The organism is Undibacterium pigrum (assembly GCF_003201815.1).
In the GTDB taxonomy this organism is placed as follows: Bacteria; Pseudomonadota; Gammaproteobacteria; order Burkholderiales; family Burkholderiaceae_D; genus Undibacterium; species Undibacterium pigrum.
The window spans coordinates 688,551-712,995 of sequence record NZ_QJKB01000002.1 but is presented as its reverse complement, the minus strand read 5'-3'; the positions used below and the strand labels follow the sequence as shown (position 1 = coordinate 712,995).

Here is a 24,445-nt window from a genome sequence, read left to right as displayed (position 1 = left end):
GAAATCATAGTTTTCATGCAATTCTTCAATTGCATGCATTCACTCATATTATTTTATTGACAATTCTTGCATTAAGTATCCCGCTTGAATATTCTGCTTAATTGCACCATTCACTTGCGCAATTGCAATTCACGCCCTGACAATTGGTATTCCTTGCGTCTGTCACCTGTTTCGGTGACAAGCACCACACTCAAGTCCTTGCAGCTAGCATGAGCACCCGCTATGCGTACTACCCCATTCCATGCGCGCACATCAAACAGACTGGAAGCACCATGACCTGCACTGGCATGCAAGACCGCAGTGCCAGAACTCGGGCTGATAATTTCCACACTCCAGTCTTTAGGGATGCCAGTCAGGCCCCAGAATTCTCCGCAGGCTTGCGTCAGTTTGAATTCAGTAAGCCGTTCGCCATCTTCCCCAGCCAGCGCCAGCCGGGGTAAGTAGAGGCGCAAAATTGAGGCTGGTGCAGCATCGGCAGTTGCCATGCACAGGCCAGATGCGGCTATTGATATCAACAAGAGTTTTTTGAACATACGGAACAGGATAAAGTTTTAGTCAGCTTGTTCTGCAACATTCAGCCAGGCTCACTTTTGTGAAAGTGAGCCTGGCCTGATCATCGTTCACGCTACGCGCGACACTTCCTTGATCACTGTTGTATTTTGAGGCTTCAGCAAAACTGCTTTCTCTGCATGATACGCCTGCATGGCCTTTTCCTTCACATGACCATACCCGCGTATCTTTTCAGGCAGGCTTGCGAGAGCAATGGCTTGCTCCAGATTATCCGCATTCAAACCAGCAGCGAGTTTTTCCATCAGCGCAGTGTATTCAACAACGAGCGCACGCTCGGCCTTGCGTTCTTCGGTCTTGCCAAAGATATCCAGTGCCGTACCACGCAAGCCATTGAGTTTGGCCAGCAGCTTGAATGCCTGCCAGACCCAGGAGCCGTATTGCGCCTTGACCAGATGACCCTGTCCATCTTTTTTTGAGAAGATAGGCGGAGCCAGATTGAATTTCAGGCTGAAGTCGCCTTCAAACTGTTGCTTCAGTTTTGCGGTGAAATCGCCATTGGTATATAGACGTGCAACTTCATATTCATCCTTGTAGGCCATGAGTTTGAAGGCGTATTTGGCAACTGCCATGCTGAACTTGTTACCGGCATTCAATGCAGATTCCGCTTTGCGCACTTTATCGACGAGATCAGCATATTGCTGGGCATAGGCGGCGTTCTGGTAATCCGTCAATACCGCGATGCGGCGCTTGACGAGGGCGTCCAGGCTTTGCGGCATCTGGATGACGACAGGCTGGCCAGGGATGGCGATTTTTTCCACGCGGGCAAAATCCACCGCTGCACGGCGGCCCCAGAGAAAGGCTTTCTTGTTGGCCTCTATCGCCACACCATTCAGTTCTATTGCTCGCAGCAAAGCCGTTTCAGATACGGGTATCGCACCCTTCTGGTAGGCAAAACCCAGCATGAACAAATTGGTGGCGATGGAGTCGCCCATCAGGGCGGTTGCCAGTTTGGTGGCATTGATGAAATCAACATTGCCACCGACTGATTCAGAAATCAGGTGTTCAACTGACTCCAGCGGGAATTGCCAGTCAGGATTTTTGGCAAACGGACCGGTCGGTTGTTCATGGGTATTGATGACGGCACGAGTGCGGCCTGCACGCATTTTGGAAATCGCGTCATGTGCGCCAGCAGTCAGGATATCGCAGCCCAGGATCAGGTCAGCTTCACCCGTCGCTATACGCTGTGCACGTAATTTGCCAGCCTGGTTGACGATGCGTATGTGCGAAGTCACCGAGCCATTTTTTTGCGACATGCCTGTCATGTCGAGTACCGATGCGCCCTTGCCTTCAAGATGTGCGGCCATGCCCAGCAGGGCACCAACGGTGATGACACCCGTACCGCCTATGCCGTTCAGCAGGATATTGTAAGAGCTTTCACAGGCTGGCAATTGTGGTTCTGGCAGAGCACCAAAATCATCCGTCTTTGCCGTGCCGGTTTTGGACTTGACCAGCTTGCCGCCTTCTACGGTCACAAAGCTAGGGCAAAAGCCCTTGACGCAGGAATAATCCTTGTTGCAAGACGATTGATCTATGCTGCGCTTGCGGCCAAATTCTGTCTCCACCGGCATGATGGACGTACAGTTGGATTGCACACCGCAGTCGCCACAACCTTCGCAGACTGCTTCATTGATGAACATGCGCTGGTTGGGGTCAGGGAATTCGCCTTTTTTGCGACGACGGCGTTTCTCGGCGGCACAGGTCTGGTCGTAAATGAGTACGGTCGCACCGGGGATATCGCGCAATTCACGTTGCACGGCATCCATGTCCTTGCGGTCATGCAGAGTTAAAAAGCTGGGCAGGTTGGAACGGTCTGTGTAGCGCGACAAATCCTCAGTCACCAGGGCGATGCGCTTGACGCCTTCTGCGGCCATCTGTTGCGCCATCATCGGTACGCTGATAATGCCATCGACCGGTTGCCCACCCGTCATCGCTACCGCGTCGTTATACAAAATCTTGTAGGTGATATTAACCTTGGCAGCGACTGCTGCGCGTATTGCCAGATAACCGGAATGGAAATAAGTACCATCACCAAGATTCTGGAATACATGCGGCAAGGTCGAAAATGCGGCCTGTCCTATCCACGGCGCACCTTCGCCGCCCATATGGGTAGTCAGTTTATTGAATTCAGGATAAATCGCGGTTGCCATGACATGGCAACCTATGCCTGCCAGCGCCAGGCTGCCTTCCGGCACCTTGGTCGAAGTATTGTGCGGGCAGCCTGAGCAATAATAAGCTGGGCGTGCCGGTGTATTGACCTGCTTGCTGAGCACGACATCCTTGGCTTCCAAAAATGCCAGGCGCGCCTTGATGAGATCGCTGGTATGGAAGCGTGCGATGCGTGAAGAAATCACGCGGGCAATTTGTGCCACTGAAAAATCAGCCTTGGAAGTCAGCAGCCATTCACCGCGAGGATGTACCCATTCGCCTTTTTCATCAAACTTGCCGATGACGCGCGGGCGCACATCGTCGCGCCAGTTATATAGTTGTTCCTTGAGCTGGTACTCAACCATTTGGCGTTTTTCTTCAACCACCAGGATTTCATCGAGACCCTGGGCGAATTCGCGCACGCCATCCGGTTCCAGCGGCCATGGCATGGATACCTTGAACAGGCGTATGCCTATCTCGGCAGCGAATTTTTCATCGATGCCCAGTTCTTCCAGCGCTTCCAGCACATCGAGGTAAGACTTGCCAGAGGCGACGATGCCCAGACGTGCAGTCGGGCTGTCTATGGTGACATGATTGAGTTTGTTGATACGGGCATAGGCCAGGGCCGCATAGATTTTGTAATCCTGCATCAGGGCTTCCTGCTTGCGTGCCTGTATGCCCAGGGTATCAAGCGACAGGCGCGTATTCAGGCCACCTTCAGGCATGACAAAATCTTGCGGTATCTTGATTTGCAGGCGGAAAGGGTCGGCATCGACCGAGGAAGTGGATTCCACCGTATCCGCCAGCGCCTTGAAGCCCACTGCGCAGCCAGAGAAGCGCGACATGGCCCAGGCATGCAGGCCCAAGTCCAGGTATTCCTGCACATTGCTGGGGTAGAGCATGGGTATCATGCAGGCCGAAAAAATATGGTCAGACTGATGCGGCAGTGTTGATGAATAAGCGCCATGGTCATCACCGGCCACCAGCAGGACGCCACCGTGTTTCGATGTGCCCGCATGGTTCATGTGCTTGAATACGTCAGCACTACGGTCCACGCCAGGGCCTTTGCCATACCACATGCCAAATACACCATCGTATTTGGCAGGGCCTATCAGGTCTACTGTTTGCGAGCCCCATACTGCAGTCGCTGCCAGGTCTTCATTGACACCGGGCACGAACTGCACATGGTTTTGCTCCAGCAGCTTTTTGGTTTTCCACAATGTTTCATCCAGGCCACCCAGCGGGGAACCACGATAGCCGGAAATAAATCCCGCCGTATTCAAGCCCGCAGCCAGGTCACGCTGGCGCTGCATCATGGGCAGCCTTACCAGGGCTTGTATGCCTGACAAAAAGATCGTGCCGCTGTTCGACGTATATTTATCGTCGAGTTGCACATCATTCAATTGCGGGGGGCTGGTGATCTGGCTGGCTTCGAGCGCATCCTGGACGGGCTCGGTGTGAACTTCTTTGGCAGAAGACGACGGGGATGGCAGGGACGAGAGTCCAGCAGACTCCAGGGTGGTGTCGGATGACATAAGGTGGCTCCAAAATTTGTGATTTAGATCGCAAAGAGCATGCGTTGTATCCGGTAAGACACAATTTTGCTCGGAGCCTATAGCGAGGTATCAGAGATAGGCTCTCGTTGCGTTGGTAGTGATAACTACCATTTTATTCGAATTCGACACAAAATTCGATATCAAGACGCTATCTGTATCACATCTGCCAACGTCAGATATGCTACGGGGTGATTACGCGATGCTTGACACCACTCTGGTCGAATCAAAGAGACATCAAAAGAAGCTTTCGAAATTTCGCTGCAGCGCTTCTTCGACTTCCTTTGAAATCTGCTGTGTTCACAGTGTAGGTGGAATACGCGTTGATGGAAAATATGGAATTAAAATAGGGGTATCACAAAAAATGATAGCCATGCAATTCAAGTTCAACTTGTTCTATGAATAAGTAGCTCACAGGCTCAGCAAGACTTTTTCCAAACAGCACGAAGGCCCAACGCGAAAAATATACCTATCGCAAGCCAGATCACGGAAGCGACTATCTCAAAAGTATCCAGACGCTTTAACCAGGCTGAGTTAATCAAGATCAAAGGAAAAAAGATCAGGCCGCGCACTATGCAAATAAAGGCCACCACCAACAAACCTGTGCGCAGCAATGGCAGGCGGCGCAGATATCCTGCGGCGGAAAATGCGTACAGGCTGCACAGCCACATCAGGGCTGTTATGAATAAAGTACTCACCGAGGCAAGCCAGGTGCCCAGGCGCGCTGACTCTACCACTGAGGGCGGCGCATGGAAAAAATAAATCCAGTCTGCGCCGCCTATCAGGGCAATGACATGCAACAAGCCACCAAGAAAGGCAGAGATGCCTGCCAGTGTCGCCCAGATTTCTTTTTTAACAGCAGTCATTTTCCCAGCCGCCAGTATGCAAATAATGAGCGTGCATTATTATTCATCCAGGCAGTGTTTGCAAAAAACATAGGAAAAAAGTACAGGCAAAAAAATGGGAGCATGAAGCTCCCGAATTTCCGCGCAAGGAAAAAACTATTCAGCTTTGTTTGAGTACATACCCGCATAACGTATGCCGAAATACAGGATGAAGGTATAGCAGGCTGCAGGCACATAGAAGGAAAGATTCAGGCCGAGGGTATCCGCCAGATAACCCTGCAGGAAAGGCACCAGCGCACCACCAACTATCGCCATACACAAGATGCCCGAACCCTGACCAGTAAATTTGCCGAGCTTGTTCAATGCCATGCTGAAGATAGTGGGGAACATGATGGAATTACACAGGCCCACTGCCAGTATGGCCCACATCGCCAGAGAACCATGGCTGTAGATGGCAGTCAAAATCAGGGCTATGGCGGCAGCAGAATTAAACGCCAGAGTCTTGCCCGGGCTAAACTTGCGCATGACAGCAAAACCTATGAAGCGACCTACCATCGCACCACCCCAATAAAAACTCACATAATGAGCAGCCACGGCAGGCGTCAACCCACCAATATGTGACTCACCCAGGAAACTAATGAGAAAGCTGCCTATGCTGACCTCACCTCCAACGTACAGGAAAATACCTATCGCACCCAGCACCAGATGCGTATGCGATAGCACCGATGCTTTGCCGCTGCTGACACCTGTGTCAGCTTCTTCTGTGTGGCTGATTTTGGGCAGACGCGCAAAGGCAAATAAGATCGCCAGCAAGAGCAAAGCAGCCGCCAGCATCAGATAAGGCATTTGCACAGCAGCACCAGCACTGCTGCGATAAGCAGTTTGCTCTGCTGCTGGCAGTGCATTGATTTCCACGGCTGTGAGAGCAGCGCCAGACAAGATAAGTATGCCGCCGAAAATCGGCGCTACTGTCGTCCCCAAAGAATTGAAAGCCTGTGTCAGCGTCAGGCGACTGGATGCAGTTCTTGCATCGCCCAGCACGGTCACATAAGGATTGGCTGCCACCTGCAAGATCGTGATGCCGGAGGCCAGCACAAAAAACGCCAGCAGAAATAAGGCATAACTGCCCATGGAAGCAGGATAAAACAGGGCACAACCACCCGCGGCAATGACCAGGCCAGTGACAGCACCGCTCTGATAACCGATTTTTTTGATCAGCATGCCAGCCGGTAAAGAGACGATGAAATAAGCACCAAAGAAACAGAATTGCACCAACGTCGCTTGCAGATAACTGAGGGTGTAGATCGATTTCAGATGCGGTATCAGGACATCATTGAGTGAAGTCAGCAAGCCCCACATGAAAAACAGTATGGTCACAATGACGAGAGAACTGGTCTGACTCCTGGCTTGCTGACCAGGTGAAGTTGTAGTTGTAGCTGTGGCTGTGACGGGTAAGGAATTTTCCATCAATGTCTCCTGTTATATGTTTACTTTTTCTTGTTCAAGATGCCGGGCCAGCATGGCTGAAACACCCAGGAAGGCGGGATATTCTTCGGTAATCAGATAAGTCGGTATTTGCGCAAGGTAGTTGCCCAGTCTGCCTTTGGCAACGAAGCGTTCACGGAAAGCAGATGCGGCAAACAAGGGGCCCAGCCTGGGGACTATGCCACCACCTATATACATGCCGCCCGTTGCACCCAGAGTCAGGGCGACATTGCCTGCCATGCTGCCTAGCATGGCACAGAAGTGCTCTACGGTACGCAGGCATGCGCTGCAACTACCATCCAGCGCCTTGTGCGTGATCTCGGCAGCATTCAGGGTCTCGCCGGAAATGGCATTACAAATCAGCTCCAGGCCCTTGCCGGACAAGAGGCGCTCAGCCGACACATGTTCATACTGCTGCCACAGGCTTTGCAATATCTTTACTTCTTCATCATTGGCAGGTGCAAAACTGGCATGCCCGCCTTCACTGGCCAGCGGCGCCCATGAGTTGCCTGCCGGGATGATGCCTGATACACCCAGGCCAGTACCGGCACCAATAAGACCTATGGTGCGGCCAGGCTGCTCCACGCCCCCACCTATTTGCTGGCGCTGGCTGGCATCGAGATAAGGCAGGGCCATGGCAAGTGCAGTAAAGTCATTCATGACCAGCAGGGTGCTGAAGTCCAGTTGCTGGCGCACGGCAGCAATAGAAAAGCTCCAGTGATGATTGGTCATGCTGATGCTGTCGCCATCGACAGGGTTGGCGATGGCAATCGCTGCATGCCTGATGTGCAGCTCAGCCTTGTCCGACGCCTGTTGAAGTTCAGGGCTGGCAAGATAGCTTTGCATGGCATCAGATAAGCTGGGGAAGTCAGCACAGGCCAGCACCCTGACTGCGGCAAACTGGCGCTCTGCCGTCTCCAGCGCGAAACGGGCATTGGTGCCGCCTATGTCAGCCAGCAAGCGTGGATAAGTCGGCCTGGTGTTTTGACTGAGCATCATTTCAACTCTGCGCAAGGCACAGCATCCGGGTCTTTGGCTGCACCACCTGTAATTTGTATATTGGTGAAGGCAGCACTAAATGTCGATGTGGTAGTGATGCTGAATGGAATATCAACATGCTGCAATTTCACACCTTTGGCAACAAAGCAGGACAGCGGTATCTTGATTGTCTGTTTTTCTTTTTTCCCAGCCAGGCGCTTGAAGGCTTCTGTCACATCCAGAGTAGCCGCACAGTTATTCCCGCAATGCATGGAAAGAGTGACGGCTGCAGCCGGAGCAGTGGCAACGATGGTATCGAAAGTCAGCGCCCCATCCTTGCTGGCAAAAGCGGGGATGGCCCTGGCTTGAGCAGCACGCGCTTCCACCCTCGCTGCGCCACTCCAAGTGACAAGCTTGGCGTCTTGCTGGCTATTCACTTGCGAAGTTTGCACGCTGATACCGGGCATATTCAATACGCGGTTCAGGTCTGCACCAACTGCCTGCTGTTCATTGCCACTGACAACATACAGCGGATAAGTTGCACGATCAGCCTGGTTGAAGACTGGATAAGCGTTGGTTACGCCGCAGCCACCGGAAGGATATTTGCTGTCGAGTTTTCCTAATTTTGTCTTGCTGGAATAGTTCAAGCCATAACCGAGTTTGAAAAGAGGTGAGTAGTTAGTCTCATCAAAATTCAAGCTGGTCTGGCAAACAGATTTGGGCCAGGAGAATGACAGTGTGCCCTTGAAATCATGTGCCAGCTTGCCATCGGCACTGCGGAATAAAACATCGGCCACGCCCTTGCCTTCTGATCCCGGCAACCAGGCAGCGACAAAGCTGTCAGATAAATTGAGCAGGTCATTTACGTATAACGGGCGACCAGAAACAAACAAGGTCACTACTGGCTTGCCCTTGCCGGATACTGCCTGCAAGACTGCCAGGTCTTCTGGATAACGGCCTGTATGACGCAATGTCCCAGCCGGGCCTATATCGCCATACATTTCTGCATACGGTGTTTCGCCGATGACGGCAATCACGGCATCAAAGCGGCTGACATCCACTCCCTTGCCATCTGCGCTAAATTCCACGTTAGCCTCACCTACAGCTGCCTTGATGCCTGTCAATATGGAATCAGCGTTCGGAAAGTCTGCATTTTTATTGTCCGTACCCTGCCAGGTCAATGACCAGCCGCCGGTCTGGTTGGAGATATCGTCAGCAGTCTTGCCAACCACCAGGATTTTTTTATTGCGTGCCAGTGGCAGTGTCGCGCCATCATTCTTCAACAAGACCAGCGATTCGCGCACGGCCTGTCTGGCCAGCTCGCGGTCTTGCAAGGCCTCGGGCTTGCCTGCATGGACATTGTCAGAAGGTTTTTTACCGAACAGGCCCGCACGCAATTTGACACGTATGATGCGCGTCACTGCATCATCTATCCTGCTCATGGGTATTTCGCCAGACTTGACCTGGGCTATGGTGTTGCTGATAAATGCCTTCCAGGCATCCGGCACCATGACCATGTCTATACCGGCATTGATCGCTTGTGCACAGCTATCATTGCGGCAACCTGGCACTTCGCCTATGCCATCCCAGTCAGTCACCACAAAACCATCGAAGCCCATTTTTGTTTTCAATACATCAGTCAGCAATGCCTTGCTGCCATGCATCTTGCCGTAGTCAGCACCTGAGGCTTTATCATTCCAGCTATTGTAGGATGCCATGACGGTTTGTGCGCCTGCTGCAAGGGCAGTCATATAGCCTTGCCCATGGGTATTGAGCATCTGCGCATTGGTGGACAAATTCACACCCCTGTCCTTGCCCTGATCCGTACCGCCATCACCCATGAAATGCTTGGCGGTGGCGATTACATTGCCATCATCCATGAAAGCACCTTGCAGGCCTTTGACATACTCGCCCGCATACTGGCGTACCAGTGCACCGTCTTCAGAAAAACTTTCATAAGTGCGGCCCCATCTGTCGTCACGCACCACTGCCAGCGTAGGGCCAAATACCCAGGCGATGCCAGTGGCACGCACAGACTTGCCCATGGAACGACCTATCTGTGCAGCCAGTTGCGGGTTATGGGCAGCGCCCAGACCGATATTGTGCGGGAACAGAGTCGCGCCATAGACATTGCTATTGCCATGTATCGCATCGATGCCCCAGACCACAGGCACTTTGACAGCCATGTCAGTTGCCATCGACGCTTCATAATATTTGTCAGCCAACGCGACCCAGTCAGCCGCTGTGCCATGTTTGTTATTGCGGTCTGGCCAGCTGCCGCCACCATTCAATACTGAGCCCAGGTAATAGCGGCGCACATCATCCGGCGTAATCGATTTGATTTCCGGTTGCGTCATCTGGCCTATTTTTTGTTCCAGCGTCATGCCTGCGACGATGGCCGCGGCCTTTGCCTCGATAGCCGGGTCTTTGCTGATGACGCTCTGGACAGCAGGCCAGGCAGCGAGATTTTTGTCCGGCATCTTCCCCGGTCCGTACTGGTTTGTGATATCTGCCGCAGCGACATGGCCTGCTCCGCAGACCAGCAAGATGGCAGAACTGAGATGTATGGTCTTGTGCTTCAAATTCATCATGGTGTGCTCTTTATTATGGAAGGAATCTGTTGATCCGCTTTTGTCTCTTTATTGATGATGTCCAGCTTTTACTTCTTTATCCTGCGTTCAGGTTTTTCTTTTATATACGCGCACATAATCCACCAGCATCTGTTGCGGGAACCTGGTGCTGGCATCCGGCGCGCCCGGCCAGTCACCGCCTATGGCAAGATTCAGGATAATGAAAAATCCGTGATCGAATACCCACTTGCCAGGTACTGTTGCAGGGCTGGCCTGATGATACAACTGACCATCGAGATACCAGCGTATCTGCGTCGCATCCCACTCGACGGAATAAATGTGAAAATCATCAGCCAGTTTGCCCTGTGCGATTTTTTTCAAACCGCCAAAACCGGTAGCGCCATAATAGCCTGGCCCATGCAGGGTGGCATAGCTGGTTGCGGGCTCCTTGCCTATGTTTTCCATAATGTCGATTTCGCCGCGCTCTGGCCAACCAGCTGTCGCAGACTCTGCTCCCAGCAGCCAGAATGCAGGCCAGATACCCTGGCCTGCCGGTATCTTGATACGTGCCTCGAAACGGCCATAAGTAAATTCACGCAAACCAGCGGTCTTGATGCGTGCTGAGGTATAGTCACTGCCACCAAATTTTTCTTGCCTGGCTTCAATGACCAGCATGCCATTTTCCAGTCTGAGGTTTTCCTGGCGGCCTGTATAATTTTCAAGCTCATGGTTACCCCAGCCATGGCCGCCAGTTTCTATCTGCCAGCTTTGCAAATCCAGTTTATCGGCAGCAAATTCATCAGCCCAGACCAGCTCCCAGCCTTGCTGCAAACTGGGTGTGACTTGCGTTTGAACAAGGTTGTTGCTGCCACCACAAGCGGTGAGCAATAACAAACTCAAGTACGTCAAACATGCGTGCAAGGAAATTTGTTTTTTCATGCTGTCTGCTTTTCAAGATAAGAAACCTGATGGATGCGATTGCCTCCATCAGGCCATCACTTGCTTAATAACTGGCACCGACCTTGATACCAAAAGAACGCTGGTCTATATAACTGGCCCCCATCTTGCCACCGCCTGCATTCCAGCCATTGGTTTTGGCCTTGGCATCGGTGAAGTTACGTACATAGGCTTCGATAAACCATTTGTCATTTGGTGCCACCAGTTTGAGTGACACATCGCCCTTGGCATAGGCTTTTTGTGTCAGACCGATATGGGCATTTTCAAAATTGCGCAAGTCAAAGTAAACCTTGTCTTGCCAGCGCATGCCTATCCATGGTGTCAGAGTGTAGCCGTTATCAAGCGCAAACTCTTGTGAGAAGTTCATGCCAAAGGTGAACTTGGGTGCATTCGGCATTTGATTGCCTTCGAGGTTGTAGGCACGGCGGCCACGCAACCTGTCATCAGTACCCAGATAAACTGCCGGGCAGGGAATTGCACCAAATTCTGCACGCTGGTCACAGGCGTAACCATCATCATAAGAATCATAATCATGGATCACGCTTTTCAGGTAACTGAAGAAGCCACCCAGTTTGGCACCCGGCCATGGACGATAGTCCCACTCAGTCTCTATGCCTGACAAGTTGACCTTGGCGACGTTGACGGTTTGCCACGCAGTTGCCACATCACAAGTTGGTGCCCATGAAGGGCATGGCAAATTGTCGGGCGTAGTGACTTTGGCCAGGAAGTTGCTGCCGGTTTGCTGCATGTCCTTGTACTGCATGGCGAACAGGACGACTGACAGCGCCAGACGGTTATCCAGCAATTTGCCCTTGTAACCCAGTTCAAAATTGGTGACTGTCTCTGGCTTGTAGGTCAGATAGGTAATCTGCTCTTTCTTGTTGTCACCGTACACGCAGGTAGTCTGGCCGCACTTGTTGGTGCGGTCACCAAAGCCGCCAGATTTATAGCCGGTAGCCAGGGCTGCATACACCATGTCGCTTGGCGTCAGTTGCGCTTGCAGGCCCAGGCGGTAAGTGCCTTTGCTCCAGCTGTCGCTATGGTCATTATTGGTGCCGGGGCCATAACCTGCATAAGCGGCGGCTCCACCCAGCGTGCCCATCTGTGGCGTGATCTGATTGCCGTTTGGTGTACGGTAACTGTCAGTGCCTGGTGTGCCGTAATCAAACATGCCGTTGTAATAGCCGTAGCTTTGGCCGCCCCAGCTATTGCCGCCGTAGTTCATGCCGCCTACGTCGGTCTTGGTATCACGTGTGTAGCGTGCGCCCACCGTGGCGGTCCAGACCGGTGTGAATTTCCAGTCTGCCTGCGCGAACAGGGCCTTGGAATCTATCTGACGGTCAGGCTGAGCATAGAACTGGCTGATAGGGATATTATTGGGACCATAGTGCATTTGTTCCTGGCCAAAGTTGATGGCGTTCTTTTCATGCATCCAGAATGCGCCAGCTACATACTGCCAGTTATCAAAACTCTGCTTCATTTGCAGCTCGTGTACGGTGGACAGGTATTTGGAGTCCAGCGTACGCGTGAGGTTATCCGAGATAGGCCAGACTGACCAGTTGCCATCTACAGGATTGCGACCAGTGACCTCAAACGCATAGGGTGAAACACCGCCATCATCATCATGCAACTGGCTGCGTTTCTGGTTCGCGTAGACAAAACCATATTCCAGCGTGGTGTTCTTGTTCATGTTCCAGATGGCCTTGGAACGTACTGTGTCTATCGACATATCCACTTTGCCTGGCACATTGATGAGCACATCATATTGACCGCGTACACAAGCCCAGCGCGTACCAGCAGACTGATCGCAATCACGCATGCCTATGTAACCGGCACCAGAATCCTGGAAGTGTTCATAAGCGAGTTGCCATTCCAGGTCATTATTGACTTTCAGCCTGGCAGCCAGCCGGCCTGCCCACTGGTTCTGATTATTATAGCCATCAGCCTTGGAGACTTTGCTATTAAAGCGCTGGGTCACGTCAGGTATTCCATCCGGTTTCCAGCCCAGCGCCGGGACATTCGCTTCAGAGAAATCCTGCATCTGGTTGAACGGACTGTCTCTCGTCACTTTCATCAGGGTAGCGCGCAAGGCCAGATTGTCACCGACTGCGATATTCTGTATGACATTGAGATTGCGCAGATTCAGGCTGCCGGTTTCAAATGAAGCACTACCGTAGGTAGAACCAAATTCTGGCTTGGCCGGGATGATATTGATACTGCCTGCAGTGGAATTACGGCCAAACAAAGTACCTTGCGGGCCACGCAAGACTTCGACCTGATCCAGGTCAAACATCAGTGCCTGCGCACCTTGCGGGCGTGGCGAGTACAAGCCATCGATATGCAAGCCTGCGGACGGGTCACCAATCTCGGTGAAATTGGTGGCGGTAATGCCGCGTATGGTGATCTTGACGGCTGAGTCATTGGCCTGGCCATCCATCTGCACGTTTGGCAATTCGCCAGAGATGCCAGACAAATTGGTGATACCTTGCTTGCTCAGTTTTTCCTGGCTGAAGGCGGTGACAGCCAATGGTGTTTTTAATAAAGATGTGGCGCGACGAGTGGCAGTAACGGTGACTTCCTGTACTTCAGATTTATCTGCATCTGCTTTTTTTGTTTTGGATTTGCTGTCGACTTCTACTGTTTTGCTGTTTTCCTGATCTTGTGCCCAGGTGTATGTCGTCAATTGTGCGCAGGCGCTGGCGACTGCCAGGCTGATCAGGGTACGCTTGGTTATTTGATGAAACATCATGTCTCCCATATTATTTTCAGTTATCGGCGCGCGCTGGCGGTCGCCGTGGTCCGCACATGAATTTGCATGGCGGGTTTACTGGTATTTTTTTACTGGTATTTTTGGCTGGTGTCTTTCGCACCATGCACATGTCCTGCTGAAAACACTGTCTTGCTAGCCCCATTTTATGGGAAGGTTTCCAATTTTATCGAAAAAACATAGTGCAACCCCCGTTTCTGTTTGTCAATGAAAATGCATCCTGCACTGCGCCAGCAGACGAAGTTTTGCTGACGAACTCATGCTGCTGAGGATGCCCTGAGTGGTGTTGTCAAACTACGGCTCTCTGCTGAAATGTCAGCCTGTGACAGAAAGTCCCTGTACCAATATGCGCTCAGCTTAGGTATGCGTTCTTGCGTGGCAAAATCGACGTAGACGATGCCGAAGCGACGCGAACAACCTTCTGCCCATTCAAAATTATCCAGCAAACTCCAGAGGAAGTAGCCTTTGACCTGACAGCCCAGGCGTATTGCCTCCCTGACGGCCAGCAGATGGCGTATCAGGTAATCACGCCGCAACTCATCCCTCACCTCACCATTGGCGTCTATATGATCGTCATAGGTAGCGCCGTTTTCTGTGATGTACATGGCGTGTGGCTGGTAATCGTCCTGTATGCGTTTCAGCAAACTGGTCATGCCTTCCGGTGCAATTTCCCAGCCAAAGGCGGTGCGCTCTACACCAACGGCTTCGACCAGGCGCGTATTCAATGGTGAAGCGCCGGGTGCATGTTCTATGATTTCAGGGAAGTAAAAATTCACGCCCAGAAAGTCCGTGGAAACAGCCATGGCCTGCATGTCGCCATCCTGCACGGTGGGCGCATATGCTCCCAGCGCCTGCCATACGTCTTGCGGATAACCACGTCCATACAAGGGATCGAGATACCAGCGGTTGCGCAAGCCATCATGCAGGCGTGCCGCGGCAAAATCTTCCGGTTTGTCGCTGGCCGCTGAGATGGGGTGGAGATTCAGGGCCAGGCCTACCCTGGCGTCCGGGACATTGGCACGGATCACAGGTGTCGCCAGACCATGGGACAACAGTACGTGGTGGCATACCTGTATGGCAGTCTTGAAGTCTTTAATGCCGGGCGCATGTATGCCATCGGCATGACCCAGCATGGCGGTACACCATGGTTCATTATGGGTAATCCAGTGCTTGACCCTGTCACCCAGATGTTTACTCATGACATCAGCAAATTCAACAAAGGCATGCGCCGTATCACGTTGCAGCCAGCCGCCCTGGTCTTGCAGGTATTGTGGCAAATCCCAGTGGTATAGCGTGGCCCATGGTTGCAGGCCGCGTTCCAGCATGCCGTCTACCAGACGTGAATAAAATGCCAGCCCTTCGGGATTGGGGGCACTGCCCGGACTGGAAAATATGCGTGGCCAGGAGATGGAAAAGCGATAGGCATTGCTGCCGAGGTTTTGTGCTATGTCCAGGTCTTCTGGCCAGTGATGATAATGATCGCAAGCCATGGAGCCATTGCTGCCATCGCGTATCGTTCCTGGCTGTTCACAGAAACTGTCCCAGATAGAGGCTACCCTGCCACCTTCTGCTGCGGCTCCTTCTATCTGATATGCAGAAGTTGCCGTGCCCCACAGGAAGTCGCTATTGAAGTCTGTGCGCCGCAACTGCAAACCAAGTGCCGCGCCAGGATGAAGAAGACTTTTGCTCATATTTTGCGTACTCACTAAAGGTGAATCAAATCAATAATTGAAGGTAAGATTAATTGGAAACGTTTCCAATTGCGATTAAAAAATTTTGAGTAGCTGCTACTCATCATTTTTCTTTTCATGCAAACTTTTACCAGTGTTTCTTGCCAGCCTGCAGCCACATAGTTTTCAAGGTATTTAACGACTCGTTCAAGCACTTGCCATTCCACTCTGCCAGAAGCAAATACACACGCCACAGGCTCAGGCTGTTTGATTGCGAAATTACTGCCCGCAGTGTTTCAAAACCTGGTAAAGCAGCGAGCTGAATTCCCGACTTCTGTACTTACCACGACTGCAATACTCAGTGAATCATTCCATTTATATTAATTGCATTTATATTAATTGCATTTATATTTAATGGAAAGGTTTCCATTTTTTCATAAAAAAAATGGACAGTCAAGAAGTTCCATTCATTCTTTTTAAATTTATTTGCAGTATTTCCACAACACATTCTGCCGGGAAATCTATTTATTCCATCAGCACTGCTTGAAGTCACAACGACGTATCTATCCTCTGTAGGAGCGGCTTGAGCCGCGAATTTTGATACGTAGCAATGATCGTCACGGCACATCGTTCGCGGCTAAAGCCGCTCCTACAAAATGCAGGGATTCCCGGCTAATACCGATTTCCAAATTTCCAATTAAGCGAAATCACACATCAACCTGCTTTACGCTTCTGGGCCGCAGGCCTGGCCAGGGAAGCGCGCATGGTCAGCTTGATAGGATAATCACGCACCACCGGTCGCTTCATATCATAGCAACGGTTCAATAATTCATTCAATGCACTAAGCGTTACGTCACGCCAGGGTATATGCACAGAGGTCAGCGGCGGTGCGGCATAGGCTGCGCTGATGGTGTCATCGTAGCCAATCACGGAGACATCATGCGGCACCGAGATACCGGCTTGCTGGAAGTAAGACAAGGCCCCCAGGGCCATTTCATCATTGGCGCAAAACAGGGCGGTGAAAGCATGGCCGGATTCCAGCAATTCCTTGGCACAATTCCAGCCACCTTCGGGAGAAAAATCACTCTCGGCTATCCACATATCTGCGGTCTTGATGCCAGCCTGGCCCAACTCACCGAGGAAGCCATTGATACGTTCCACGTTGTCGGGTGAAGCAGCAGGTCCGGCAATGACCGCAATTTTCTTATGCTTATATTCCAGCAAGGCACGCGCAGCCAGGACGCCGCCATAGGTATGGTCAGCAGCAAAGCATTGGTCAGCAATGGTTTCTGACTCGTGATTCAGAACTACCAGGCGGTCACGCTTGGGGCCAAGGATGGAGAAATCTTCATCCGTCAACACGTTACTCATGACGATGAGACCATCACAACCACGCTCCATCAAAAATTCTATGCCCTCGATACCTTGACGCCGCTCATCCCCTATACCTACGCCAAAGGCAACCACCATATGCAGGCCCGCCAGACGCAATTCAGTATCGATGGATTGCAGGATAGGCATATAAAACGTGCCTTTGAGCACAGGGATGTACACGCCTATCATTTGCGAATTGCCGGACAGCAGGCTGCGTGCCGCATGGGAGGGGCGGAAATCCAGTTCTGCTATTGCCTTCCTGACGCGCTCCCCAGTTTTTGCCGACACGGAACCCTTGCCGCTGACCACGCGCGAAGCCGTCCCTAATCCCACACCCGCCAGGCGGGCTACATCCTTGATCGTCGCCACTTGATTCTTTTCTTTCATTGAAGATCAGGCCAGTATATAAAAAATTTACCCTGATTGTTGTTAACAATTTTTAGCGACTGCTCAGCAACTATTCATTAACTAAAGACGCAAGCCGGATACAGCGTCAAACAGCGAAGCCCTGGCAGCATCAATATCAAAATGCACGGCGTCTCCCAAAACGAAGTGTCGATTATCGTGATCGAGCAAGCACAATTGCTGCTTGCCCATAGTCAGCCACAGTAACTGATGGTTGCCCATAGGTTCTACCAACGCAAGCTGACCGCTGTACTTGCCATGCTCTTGTATTTGCAGATGCTCGGGCCGGATACCCAGGACTACATCGTCTGAGTGTGCGCTTTGCGCTGCGCAGACGTAGGCTGGCAAGTCCAGTTTCAGATATTCGCTGGAAAAATTTTGTGCGGTGTCCAGTTTGCCTGGAATAAAGTTCATCGCAGGCGCGCCCAGGAAGCCAGCCACAAACAGATTGGCTGGCCTTTCATACACTTCAGTCGGTGTACCCAGTTGCTGTATCTTGCCTGCCCGCATGACGACGATGCGTGTGGCCAGCGTCATGGCTTCGACCTGGTCATGGGTTACGTATAGCATCGTGGAACCCAGGTTTTGATGCAGGAGCTTGAGTTCACGACGCAGTTCTGTACGTAACTTGGCATCCAGATTGGAGAGGGGCTCATCGAACAGGAATACTCTGGCCTCTCTGACCAGGGCGCGGCCTATCGCTACCCTTTGTCTTTGCCCGCCAGATAATTGCGCTGGTTTGCGCTGCAACAGGCTTTGCAATTGCAGCATTTCTGCTACCCGCGCTATACGCTTTTGTATCTCGGCTTTTGGTACGCCATTAATGCGCAAGCCAAAAGACATATTCTTTTCCACTGTCATGGTCGGATACAGGGCATAGGATTGAAATACCATGCCTATTTGCCTGTCGCTAGGTTCAGCATGGCTGACATCGGTGCCAGCAATTTCTATGCTGCCTGCTGCGATATCGATGAGGCCAGCGATGCTATGCAATAAGGTAGACTTGCCGCAGCCAGACGGCCCCAGCAAGACCAGAAACTCGCCTTCTTCCACGTCCAGATTCAACTGGTCTATGATCTTTTGCCCACCTAGTTCTATACCCAGATTGTTAAGGCTTACATATGCCACGCATTCACCTTTGCCCTTTGTTCTCGCATTTTAGCCTCACCCTTTAGCCCTAGCCCTTGACCGCGCCAGCGGCGATGCCGCGTACGAACCAGCGGCCTGATATGAAATAGATGGCGAGTGGCAGCAGGGCAGTCAATATAGTCGCTGCCATGTTGACGTTATACATTCTGGTGCCAGTCGTCGTATTGATGACATTATTGAGTTGCGCCGTCATGGGCAAATGTTCACGGCCAGCAAATACCAGGCCCAGGATATAGTCATTCCATACCCCTGTAACCTGCATGATGGCTGCCACGACTATCATGGGCAGGGACATGGGCAACATCAGTTGTACAAAGATACGGAAAAATCCACCGCCATCTATGCGTGCGGCATGAAACAGCTCCTGCGGTATACCCAGATAATAGTTACGGAACAGTAAAGTCATGATGGGCATACCAAAGATCACGTGCACCATGACGATGCCAGGCAGGGTGCTGAAGATATTCAGAGTAGCCAGCACCCGCACCAGAGGAAACATCATGACCTGCACAGGAATAAAAGCGCCCGCCAGCAAGATACCAAACAAAATTTGCGCGCCACGCGGTCGCCAGAAAGTCAGCGCATAGCCATTCAGCGCACCGAAGAAAATCGCCAGCACCGTGCTGGGCAAGGTAATCGCCACTGAATTCCAGAAACCACCGCTGATACCCTCACAAGCCACACCTGTACAGGCGGTACTCCAGGCTTGTCGCCAGGGTTCCATGGTGATGTGCAGGGGCAAGGCAAAGATATTCCCCAGACGGATTTCATCCATGGATTTGAAAGAAGTCACCAGCATGATATACAGTGGCAATAAAAAGAATGCCGCAGCAGTCAGCAGGAAGGCATAAATGCCCAGGCGTGCCGGTGTCCATTTGCGCCTTGCCTTCAGCATTATGATTTCCCCTTGCGGGCACGCGCATAAGCGTAGGGTATCAGCAAAGCCAGTACCGGCAGCAACATCATGATGGCACCGGCAGAAGCCAGCGCCAGGTTCGCGCGGCCAAATAAATGGTCCATGATGAACTTGGCCGGAACTTCGCTGGCTGTGCCGGGGCCACCCTGAGTCATGGCTTCGACCGCATCAAACAGTTTGACGACAGCAGTCGCCAGCAACAGGAAGACTGTCGCAAAACTGGGTGCCAGCATGGGGATGATGATGGACAGGTACACCCGCCAGGCTGGTATGCCATCCATGCGGGCAGCTTTCCAGATATCTTCATCTATGCCACGCAAACCTGCCAGCAACATGGCCATGACCAGGCCAGATGCCTGCCAGACTGTGGCAATGACAACGGTGTAGATGACCATGTCCTGGTCTATGATCCAGTCAAACTGAAAATCCTTGAAACCCAGCTGGCGTATGCCTTGCTGTATGCCTATGCCGGGTGTCAGCATCCATTGCCACACCAGGCCAGTGGCAACGAAGGACATGGCATAGGGATACAGAAAGATGGTACGCAAGACACCTTCGCCAGTGACATTCTGATCTATGAAAACTGCCAGAAGAAAACCAATGACCACGCAGGCGATAATAAAAAGCACGCCATACAATGCCAGGTTATTCAGTGACAACAACCAGCGCTCATTATCAAACAGGCGTTCATATTGCGTCAGCCCGACGAAATTATCGACAGGCAAGGTACGCGAACTGCTCAGCGATATTTTCAAGGTCCATAGCACCGTCGCCAGATAGCCAAACACCACCGTCAAGCTCATGGGCAGCAGGGCTGCATGAGGTATGAGCTTTAAGTGCAGCCTGGATTTTGATGTGGTGCCACGGGATTTCGCTTGCATGACTTGTACTTAATTTTTCAGTGCAGCGATGATATTTTTTTGTGCTTTTTCTACCGTCATATTGGTATTCCAGTACGCGGTCAGCACATCAGTCAGGGCACCGTTTTGATCAGGCGTCAGGTAAATTTCACCTATCCCGACATGACGGCTTTTGTCTTTCATGATTTCCATCCCTGCTCTCGCGCATACATTCATTTGCGTGGCATCAGCATCATTGCGTACTGGAATGGAGCCTTTGAGTTTATTGAATTCCAGTTGCGGGCCGGGGGCAACCATGATGCTGGCCAGCAGTTTTTGTGACTTGATGATTTCTGCATTGCTGGTCTTGGGGAAGACAAAAACATCGCCCTGTATCAGGTAAGGCGCTTTTGGTCCCAGGCCTGGCATGCAGCCATATTCTCGCCCCGCCACTTGTTTGGCGGCGACAAATTCGCCCATGACCCAGTCACCCATGATTTGCATGCCAGCCTTGCCATTGATGAGCAAGGCGGTCGTGTCATTCCAGTTGCGCCCCGGGGATGCAGTATCGATATAGGAGTGCAGGCGCTTGAAGCTCAGCAGCACTTTGCGAAAGGCTTCAGAATTCATGGCGGCAGCATCGCGGTCGCGCAGCACACTCAGGTACAGATCTCTGCCACCAACATTCGCCAGCATGGCCATAAAGACGATAGTCTCTTGCCAGGCCTGACCACCATGTGCCAGCGGTACCAGACCTGCTGCCTTGAGTTTATCGAGGGCTGCAAACATCTCATCCGGCGTGACTGGTTCCTTGTCTATGCCCGCCTTTTTGAAAGCAGCCTTTGAGTACCATATCCAGGTCGGCATATGGATATTCACTGGAACGGCATAATAATGGCCCTTGATCTTGAGCACATTGCGTATGGGTTCGGGCAGGGTTTTGTCCCAGTTTTCTCTGGCGGCGACATCATCGACATTATTCAGCATGCCTTGCTCGACCACGTCCTGGAATTGCCGGGAAATATTGAATTGTGCAGCCGTCGGTGGATTGCCACCGACCATGCGGTTGATGGCAACAGAACGGGCCTGGTCACCGCCTGCAATCGCAGTGTCTGCCCAGATGCCACCCGCGGCGCGATAGGCGTCAGCAAACTTGGCGACTGCGGCTGATTCACCGCCGGAAGTCCACCAGTGCATGACTTCTGTCTTTTGTCCTGCAGACTGTGCAGGCAAATGTATGGATGCGAGGCTGCCCAACAACATGGCCAGCGCCAGTTTATTCAGTGTACACATTTTGTCTCCGCGTTGACGGCATCCAGACAGCAGTTCATGGCCTGCTTTTTTCTGGTGGCTTATCAGTTTTACGTTTCTTGCTTGTGTCAATTTAACACAATTGGAAACGTTACCATAAATCCTGGCAAAATATACCACCCAGGGTTTTCTAGTGTCAACACATTGTCATCTTGAAGCAAAATAAGTAAATTCATATCGCAATTTTTGTTGCACAGATTATTCAGGGTGCAAACATTACTGTCAGTGTCTCACCATCTTTTCACGCAATTGCGCAACAATGAGATCAACAAAGCTCCTGACCTTGCCAGAAGCATAGCGACTCTCCCTGTGCACCACATGCACTGGCAAGGGTGCTGTTTCATAGTCCTGCATGAGGCGGCATAATCGCCCATCCTCAAAACACCCATCCACCTGGTAAGACAACATGCGGCTGATGCCCAGGCCAGCCAGGCTCGCCTCTATCGCTGCATCATTGCTGCTGACAGTAAGGCGCGGTTTGACCTTGACGGCCATGTTCTGCCCGGCATGGCTAAAGCGCCACTCCACCATGGGCGTGACACCGGTAGCGGCAATAATGCTGTGTCTGCTCAATTCATCCGGGCTGACAGGCGTGCCATGTTGTTGCAGATAGGCAGGCGAAGCACACAGGACGCGACGTATCTGCCCTACCCGTATGGCTTTCATACTGGAGTCTGGCAATTCACCTATACGCACACCAACGTCTATACCCTCTTCCAGCAGGTTCACGACACGGTCAAGAAATAAGGCTGACACATCCATGGCAGGATAGCGTTGCAGATATTCAACGATGCCGGGCATGACAAATATCTTGCCAAACATGACGGGTGCAGTGACGACCAGATGGCCCCGCGGTTCTGCATTGATACCTGCAGTGGCTTCGTCAGCCGCTTCTACATCGGCAATGATGCGGCGTGCATCTTCCAGATAACGCTGGCCTGCTTCTGTGACTCTGACAAAACGGGTACTACGATTCAGCAGCTTGACACTGAGCCTGGCTTCCAGCGCAGCAATGGCACGCGTGACTGCCGGTGGCGACATGGCCAGACGGCGGGCGGCTGCGGCAAAGCCTTCTTCTTCGGCGACAGCGACAAATACGGTCATCAGGTGCAGCTTATCCATGGCGCTCCGGCGATTATTCCATTATTTACAATAATTAATTGTAATGGATGGGTATTCTTCAGACAAACGATATTGCGTAAATTTGAGTATCGATAACTCAGCAAAAATTTACTTAAGGACGAATAAACATGGATAAATCACAGGAAATCGCGCGCCCACCCTTGCCGCCCTTCACGCTGGAAACGGCAATACAAAAAGTGCGCATGGCTGAAGATGGCTGGAATACCCGTGACCCGGACAAGGTGGTGCTGGCCTATACTGTGGATACGGTCTGGCGCAACCGCCATGAATTCCCTCAGGGGCGTGAACAGGTAAGAGAATTTTTACAGCGCAAGTGGGCGGCTGAACGTGAATACCGCCTCATTAAGGAAATCTGGGCATTTAGCGAGAACCGCATTGCCGTGCGCTTTGCCTATGAGAGTTGCGATCACGAAGGCAACTGGACGCGCTCTTACGGCAATGAGAACTGGGAATTTGCTGACAACGGCCTCATGCACAGAAGGCTTGCCAGCATCAATGATCTGCGCATCAGCGCAGATCAGCGTTTATTCCACTGGCCCCAGGGCAGGAGGCCGGATGATCATCCCGGGCTGAGTGCTCTTGGTTTATAAGTCAAACCAAGATCCAGCCCGAACAGGGGTCGCAGGAAAAACACGCGGCGTATGATCTCGTAACTAAGGAAACAGCTTGCCCCGGTCAGCGCAACCAGCAAGATACCTTCTGGCAGGGCCGGCAAGGCCAGCGGCTTCATGCTGTGCGCCATGATGACGATGTAAGTCTGATGCAGGATATACACAGGGAACACTGCCTGCGTCAGATAGCGCCTTGCCGGACTGTCAAAGTTCAGGTACTGCTTTGCATAACCGCAGGCCGCAATAATTGAGGACCAGGCCATGCAAACCCAGATACAGCGCTGGAACATGATGAGCCACTGTGGCGTTGCATCGTACTCAAAGCTGAAATAGATAATCAGGAACAACCAGCCACATGCGGCTATTCTGAGTGCCAGCCAGCGCATGGTAGCAAGCTCTTGCCAGAATGCCTGGGAATTGGCGATCAGTGCACCGAATGTAAAGATAAACAGGTAGCAGGCATGGTTATACCAGTCAGCCACCAGGCCATTATTCGGTGGGTAAGAACTGAACAGCCCCATGCGCACCAGTGCCAGATAAGCGACAGGCAAAACCAGGATGCGCCAGCCCCTCATCTGCTTTTGCAGCCAGTTGCGGGCAGCCTGGAACCATGCAGGGTTGTAAGCCAGCCAGAACCACAGCAAAACGCTATATACCCACAAATAAGTGACGAACCACAGATGGTTCCAGGTAGGCAGGTCCAGTACCTTGCCTTCTATCTTGAAGCCACGGTAGTGATGCAGATAGAGCTGCATGAATTCGCTATAGCTGCCTGCATAGGCCAGCTTTTCTACCACTTCGAAATACGCCTGTGGCGGCACCACGACGAACATGCCAAAGATCAACGGCAACAAAAGACGCAGGCTGCGGCTGCGCAGGAATTTGCCGGTGGCGATTTTTTCCAGCATAAAGGCAGATGCCACGCCAGAGATAAAAAACAGCAAACTCAGACGCCAGGGATTGGTCATCATCATCAGCGGCTGTATCGCGCTATTGGCATGCGGACTTTTGACATGCCAGCCCCATTCCACATAGTACATACCTACGTGATACAGGATGAGCAGGAAGAAGGCGATGATCCTGACCCAGTCGAGGAAATATAAACGCTGGGATGGCAAACCTGACACTGCTATGCTTGAATTTGACATGATTCCAAT

General features: G+C 51.9%; 17 protein-coding genes. 1 reads left to right on the top strand and 16 read right to left on the bottom strand.

Features of this window, described 5'->3' with window-relative positions; all coding sequences use genetic code 11:
- Positions 1 to 110: 110 nt before the first annotated feature.
- The 15 genes from DFR42_RS10140 to DFR42_RS10065 form a co-directional block, all read right to left on the bottom strand.
- Positions 111 to 533 (bottom strand): hypothetical protein, encoded by a 423-nt coding sequence (locus DFR42_RS10140; RefSeq protein WP_110254827.1) that lies wholly within the window; start codon positions 531 to 533, stop codon positions 111 to 113.
- A gap of 87 nt (positions 534 to 620) precedes the next feature.
- Positions 621 to 4,250, bottom strand: a complete 3,630-nt coding sequence (locus tag DFR42_RS10135; RefSeq protein WP_110254826.1) for an indolepyruvate ferredoxin oxidoreductase family protein — start codon at positions 4,248 to 4,250, stop codon at positions 621 to 623.
- A gap of 437 nt (positions 4,251 to 4,687) precedes the next feature.
- Positions 4,688 to 5,134 (bottom strand): hypothetical protein, encoded by a 447-nt coding sequence (locus DFR42_RS10125; RefSeq protein WP_110254824.1) that lies wholly within the window; start codon positions 5,132 to 5,134, stop codon positions 4,688 to 4,690.
- A 135-nt stretch (positions 5,135 to 5,269) separates the two neighbouring features.
- On the bottom strand, positions 5,270 to 6,580 hold the full coding sequence (locus DFR42_RS10120; RefSeq protein WP_110254823.1) for a sugar MFS transporter: 1,311 nt from the start codon (positions 6,578 to 6,580) through the stop codon (positions 5,270 to 5,272).
- Positions 6,581 to 6,592: 12 nt separating this feature from the next.
- The gene (locus DFR42_RS10115; RefSeq protein ID WP_110254822.1) at positions 6,593 to 7,597 is read right to left on the bottom strand and encodes a glucokinase; all 1,005 of its coding nucleotides are present in this window, start codon (positions 7,595 to 7,597) and stop codon (positions 6,593 to 6,595) included.
- Entirely contained in the window at positions 7,594 to 10,167 is a 2,574-nt protein-coding gene (locus DFR42_RS10110) for a glycoside hydrolase family 3 protein (RefSeq protein ID WP_110254821.1), read from the bottom strand. Before DFR42_RS10110 ends, DFR42_RS10115 begins: the two co-directional genes overlap by 4 nt.
- Positions 10,168 to 10,254: 87 nt before the next feature.
- Positions 10,255 to 11,085, bottom strand: a complete 831-nt coding sequence (locus tag DFR42_RS10105) for a glycoside hydrolase family 16 protein (RefSeq protein WP_110254820.1) — start codon at positions 11,083 to 11,085, stop codon at positions 10,255 to 10,257.
- 64 nt (positions 11,086 to 11,149) lie between these two features.
- Positions 11,150 to 13,849 (bottom strand): TonB-dependent receptor, encoded by a 2,700-nt coding sequence (locus DFR42_RS10100; RefSeq protein ID WP_110254819.1) that lies wholly within the window; start codon positions 13,847 to 13,849, stop codon positions 11,150 to 11,152.
- Between the two features lie 278 nt (positions 13,850 to 14,127).
- Positions 14,128 to 15,561 (bottom strand): GH1 family beta-glucosidase, encoded by a 1,434-nt coding sequence (locus DFR42_RS10095; protein ID WP_110254818.1) that lies wholly within the window; start codon positions 15,559 to 15,561, stop codon positions 14,128 to 14,130.
- Positions 15,562 to 16,254: 693 nt separating this feature from the next.
- Positions 16,255 to 17,283 (bottom strand): LacI family DNA-binding transcriptional regulator, encoded by a 1,029-nt coding sequence (locus DFR42_RS10090; RefSeq protein WP_110255013.1) that lies wholly within the window; start codon positions 17,281 to 17,283, stop codon positions 16,255 to 16,257.
- A 99-nt stretch (positions 17,284 to 17,382) separates the two neighbouring features.
- Entirely contained in the window at positions 17,383 to 18,447 is a 1,065-nt protein-coding gene (locus tag DFR42_RS10085; RefSeq protein ID WP_110254817.1) for an ABC transporter ATP-binding protein, read from the bottom strand.
- A gap of 49 nt (positions 18,448 to 18,496) precedes the next feature.
- Entirely contained in the window at positions 18,497 to 19,363 is an 867-nt protein-coding gene (locus tag DFR42_RS10080; RefSeq protein WP_110254816.1) for a carbohydrate ABC transporter permease, read from the bottom strand.
- On the bottom strand, positions 19,363 to 20,187 hold the full coding sequence (locus DFR42_RS10075; RefSeq protein ID WP_245936917.1) for a carbohydrate ABC transporter permease: 825 nt from the start codon (positions 20,185 to 20,187) through the stop codon (positions 19,363 to 19,365). The genes DFR42_RS10080 and DFR42_RS10075 overlap by 1 nt, the downstream gene beginning before the upstream one ends.
- An 87-nt stretch (positions 20,188 to 20,274) precedes the next feature.
- Entirely contained in the window at positions 20,275 to 21,516 is a 1,242-nt protein-coding gene (locus tag DFR42_RS10070) for an ABC transporter substrate-binding protein (protein WP_110254814.1), read from the bottom strand.
- A gap of 240 nt (positions 21,517 to 21,756) precedes the next feature.
- A complete protein-coding gene (locus DFR42_RS10065; protein ID WP_110254813.1) occupies positions 21,757 to 22,656 on the bottom strand; it encodes a LysR substrate-binding domain-containing protein in 900 nt (299 codons plus the stop codon).
- 128 nt (positions 22,657 to 22,784) lie between these two features.
- On the opposite strand from DFR42_RS10065, the gene DFR42_RS10060 reads away from it, so the two are divergent.
- A complete protein-coding gene (locus DFR42_RS10060; RefSeq protein WP_110254812.1) occupies positions 22,785 to 23,267 on the top strand; it encodes a nuclear transport factor 2 family protein in 483 nt (160 codons plus the stop codon).
- Here DFR42_RS10060 and DFR42_RS10055 read toward each other — a convergent pair.
- Complete coding sequence (locus tag DFR42_RS10055; RefSeq protein WP_110254811.1) at positions 23,237 to 24,436, bottom strand: acyltransferase family protein; 1,200 nt, start codon at positions 24,434 to 24,436, stop codon at positions 23,237 to 23,239. The two genes, DFR42_RS10060 and DFR42_RS10055, sit on opposite strands and share 31 nt — an antisense overlap.
- Positions 24,437 to 24,445: the final 9 nt, after the last annotated feature.

What these genes read in the sequence shown, in the direction of transcription:
- DFR42_RS10105 (WP_110254820.1), bottom strand. Translation starts at nt 11,085, where the DNA reads ATGAAAAAACAAATTTCCTTGCACGCATGTTTGACGTACTTGAGTTTG.
- DFR42_RS10135 (WP_110254826.1), bottom strand. Translation starts at nt 4,250, where the DNA reads ATGTCATCCGACACCACCCTGGAGTCTGCTGGACTCTCGTCCCTGCCA.
- DFR42_RS10140 (WP_110254827.1), bottom strand. Translation starts at nt 533, where the DNA reads ATGTTCAAAAAACTCTTGTTGATATCAATAGCCGCATCTGGCCTGTGC.
- DFR42_RS10055 (WP_110254811.1), bottom strand. Translation starts at nt 24,436, where the DNA reads ATGTCAAATTCAAGCATAGCAGTGTCAGGTTTGCCATCCCAGCGTTTA.
- DFR42_RS10115 (WP_110254822.1), bottom strand. Translation starts at nt 7,597, where the DNA reads ATGATGCTCAGTCAAAACACCAGGCCGACTTATCCACGCTTGCTGGCT.
- DFR42_RS10060 (WP_110254812.1), top strand. Translation starts at nt 22,785, where the DNA reads ATGGATAAATCACAGGAAATCGCGCGCCCACCCTTGCCGCCCTTCACG.
- DFR42_RS10110 (WP_110254821.1), bottom strand. Translation starts at nt 10,167, where the DNA reads ATGATGAATTTGAAGCACAAGACCATACATCTCAGTTCTGCCATCTTG.
- DFR42_RS10100 (WP_110254819.1), bottom strand. Translation starts at nt 13,849, where the DNA reads ATGTTTCATCAAATAACCAAGCGTACCCTGATCAGCCTGGCAGTCGCC.
- DFR42_RS10120 (WP_110254823.1), bottom strand. Translation starts at nt 6,580, where the DNA reads ATGGAAAATTCCTTACCCGTCACAGCCACAGCTACAACTACAACTTCA.
- DFR42_RS10075 (WP_245936917.1), bottom strand. Translation starts at nt 20,187, where the DNA reads ATGAGCTTGACGGTGGTGTTTGGCTATCTGGCGACGGTGCTATGGACC.
- DFR42_RS10080 (WP_110254816.1), bottom strand. Translation starts at nt 19,363, where the DNA reads ATGCTGAAGGCAAGGCGCAAATGGACACCGGCACGCCTGGGCATTTAT.
- DFR42_RS10070 (WP_110254814.1), bottom strand. Translation starts at nt 21,516, where the DNA reads ATGTGTACACTGAATAAACTGGCGCTGGCCATGTTGTTGGGCAGCCTC.
- DFR42_RS10095 (WP_110254818.1), bottom strand. Translation starts at nt 15,561, where the DNA reads ATGAGCAAAAGTCTTCTTCATCCTGGCGCGGCACTTGGTTTGCAGTTG.
- DFR42_RS10065 (WP_110254813.1), bottom strand. Translation starts at nt 22,656, where the DNA reads ATGGATAAGCTGCACCTGATGACCGTATTTGTCGCTGTCGCCGAAGAA.
- DFR42_RS10125 (WP_110254824.1), bottom strand. Translation starts at nt 5,134, where the DNA reads ATGACTGCTGTTAAAAAAGAAATCTGGGCGACACTGGCAGGCATCTCT.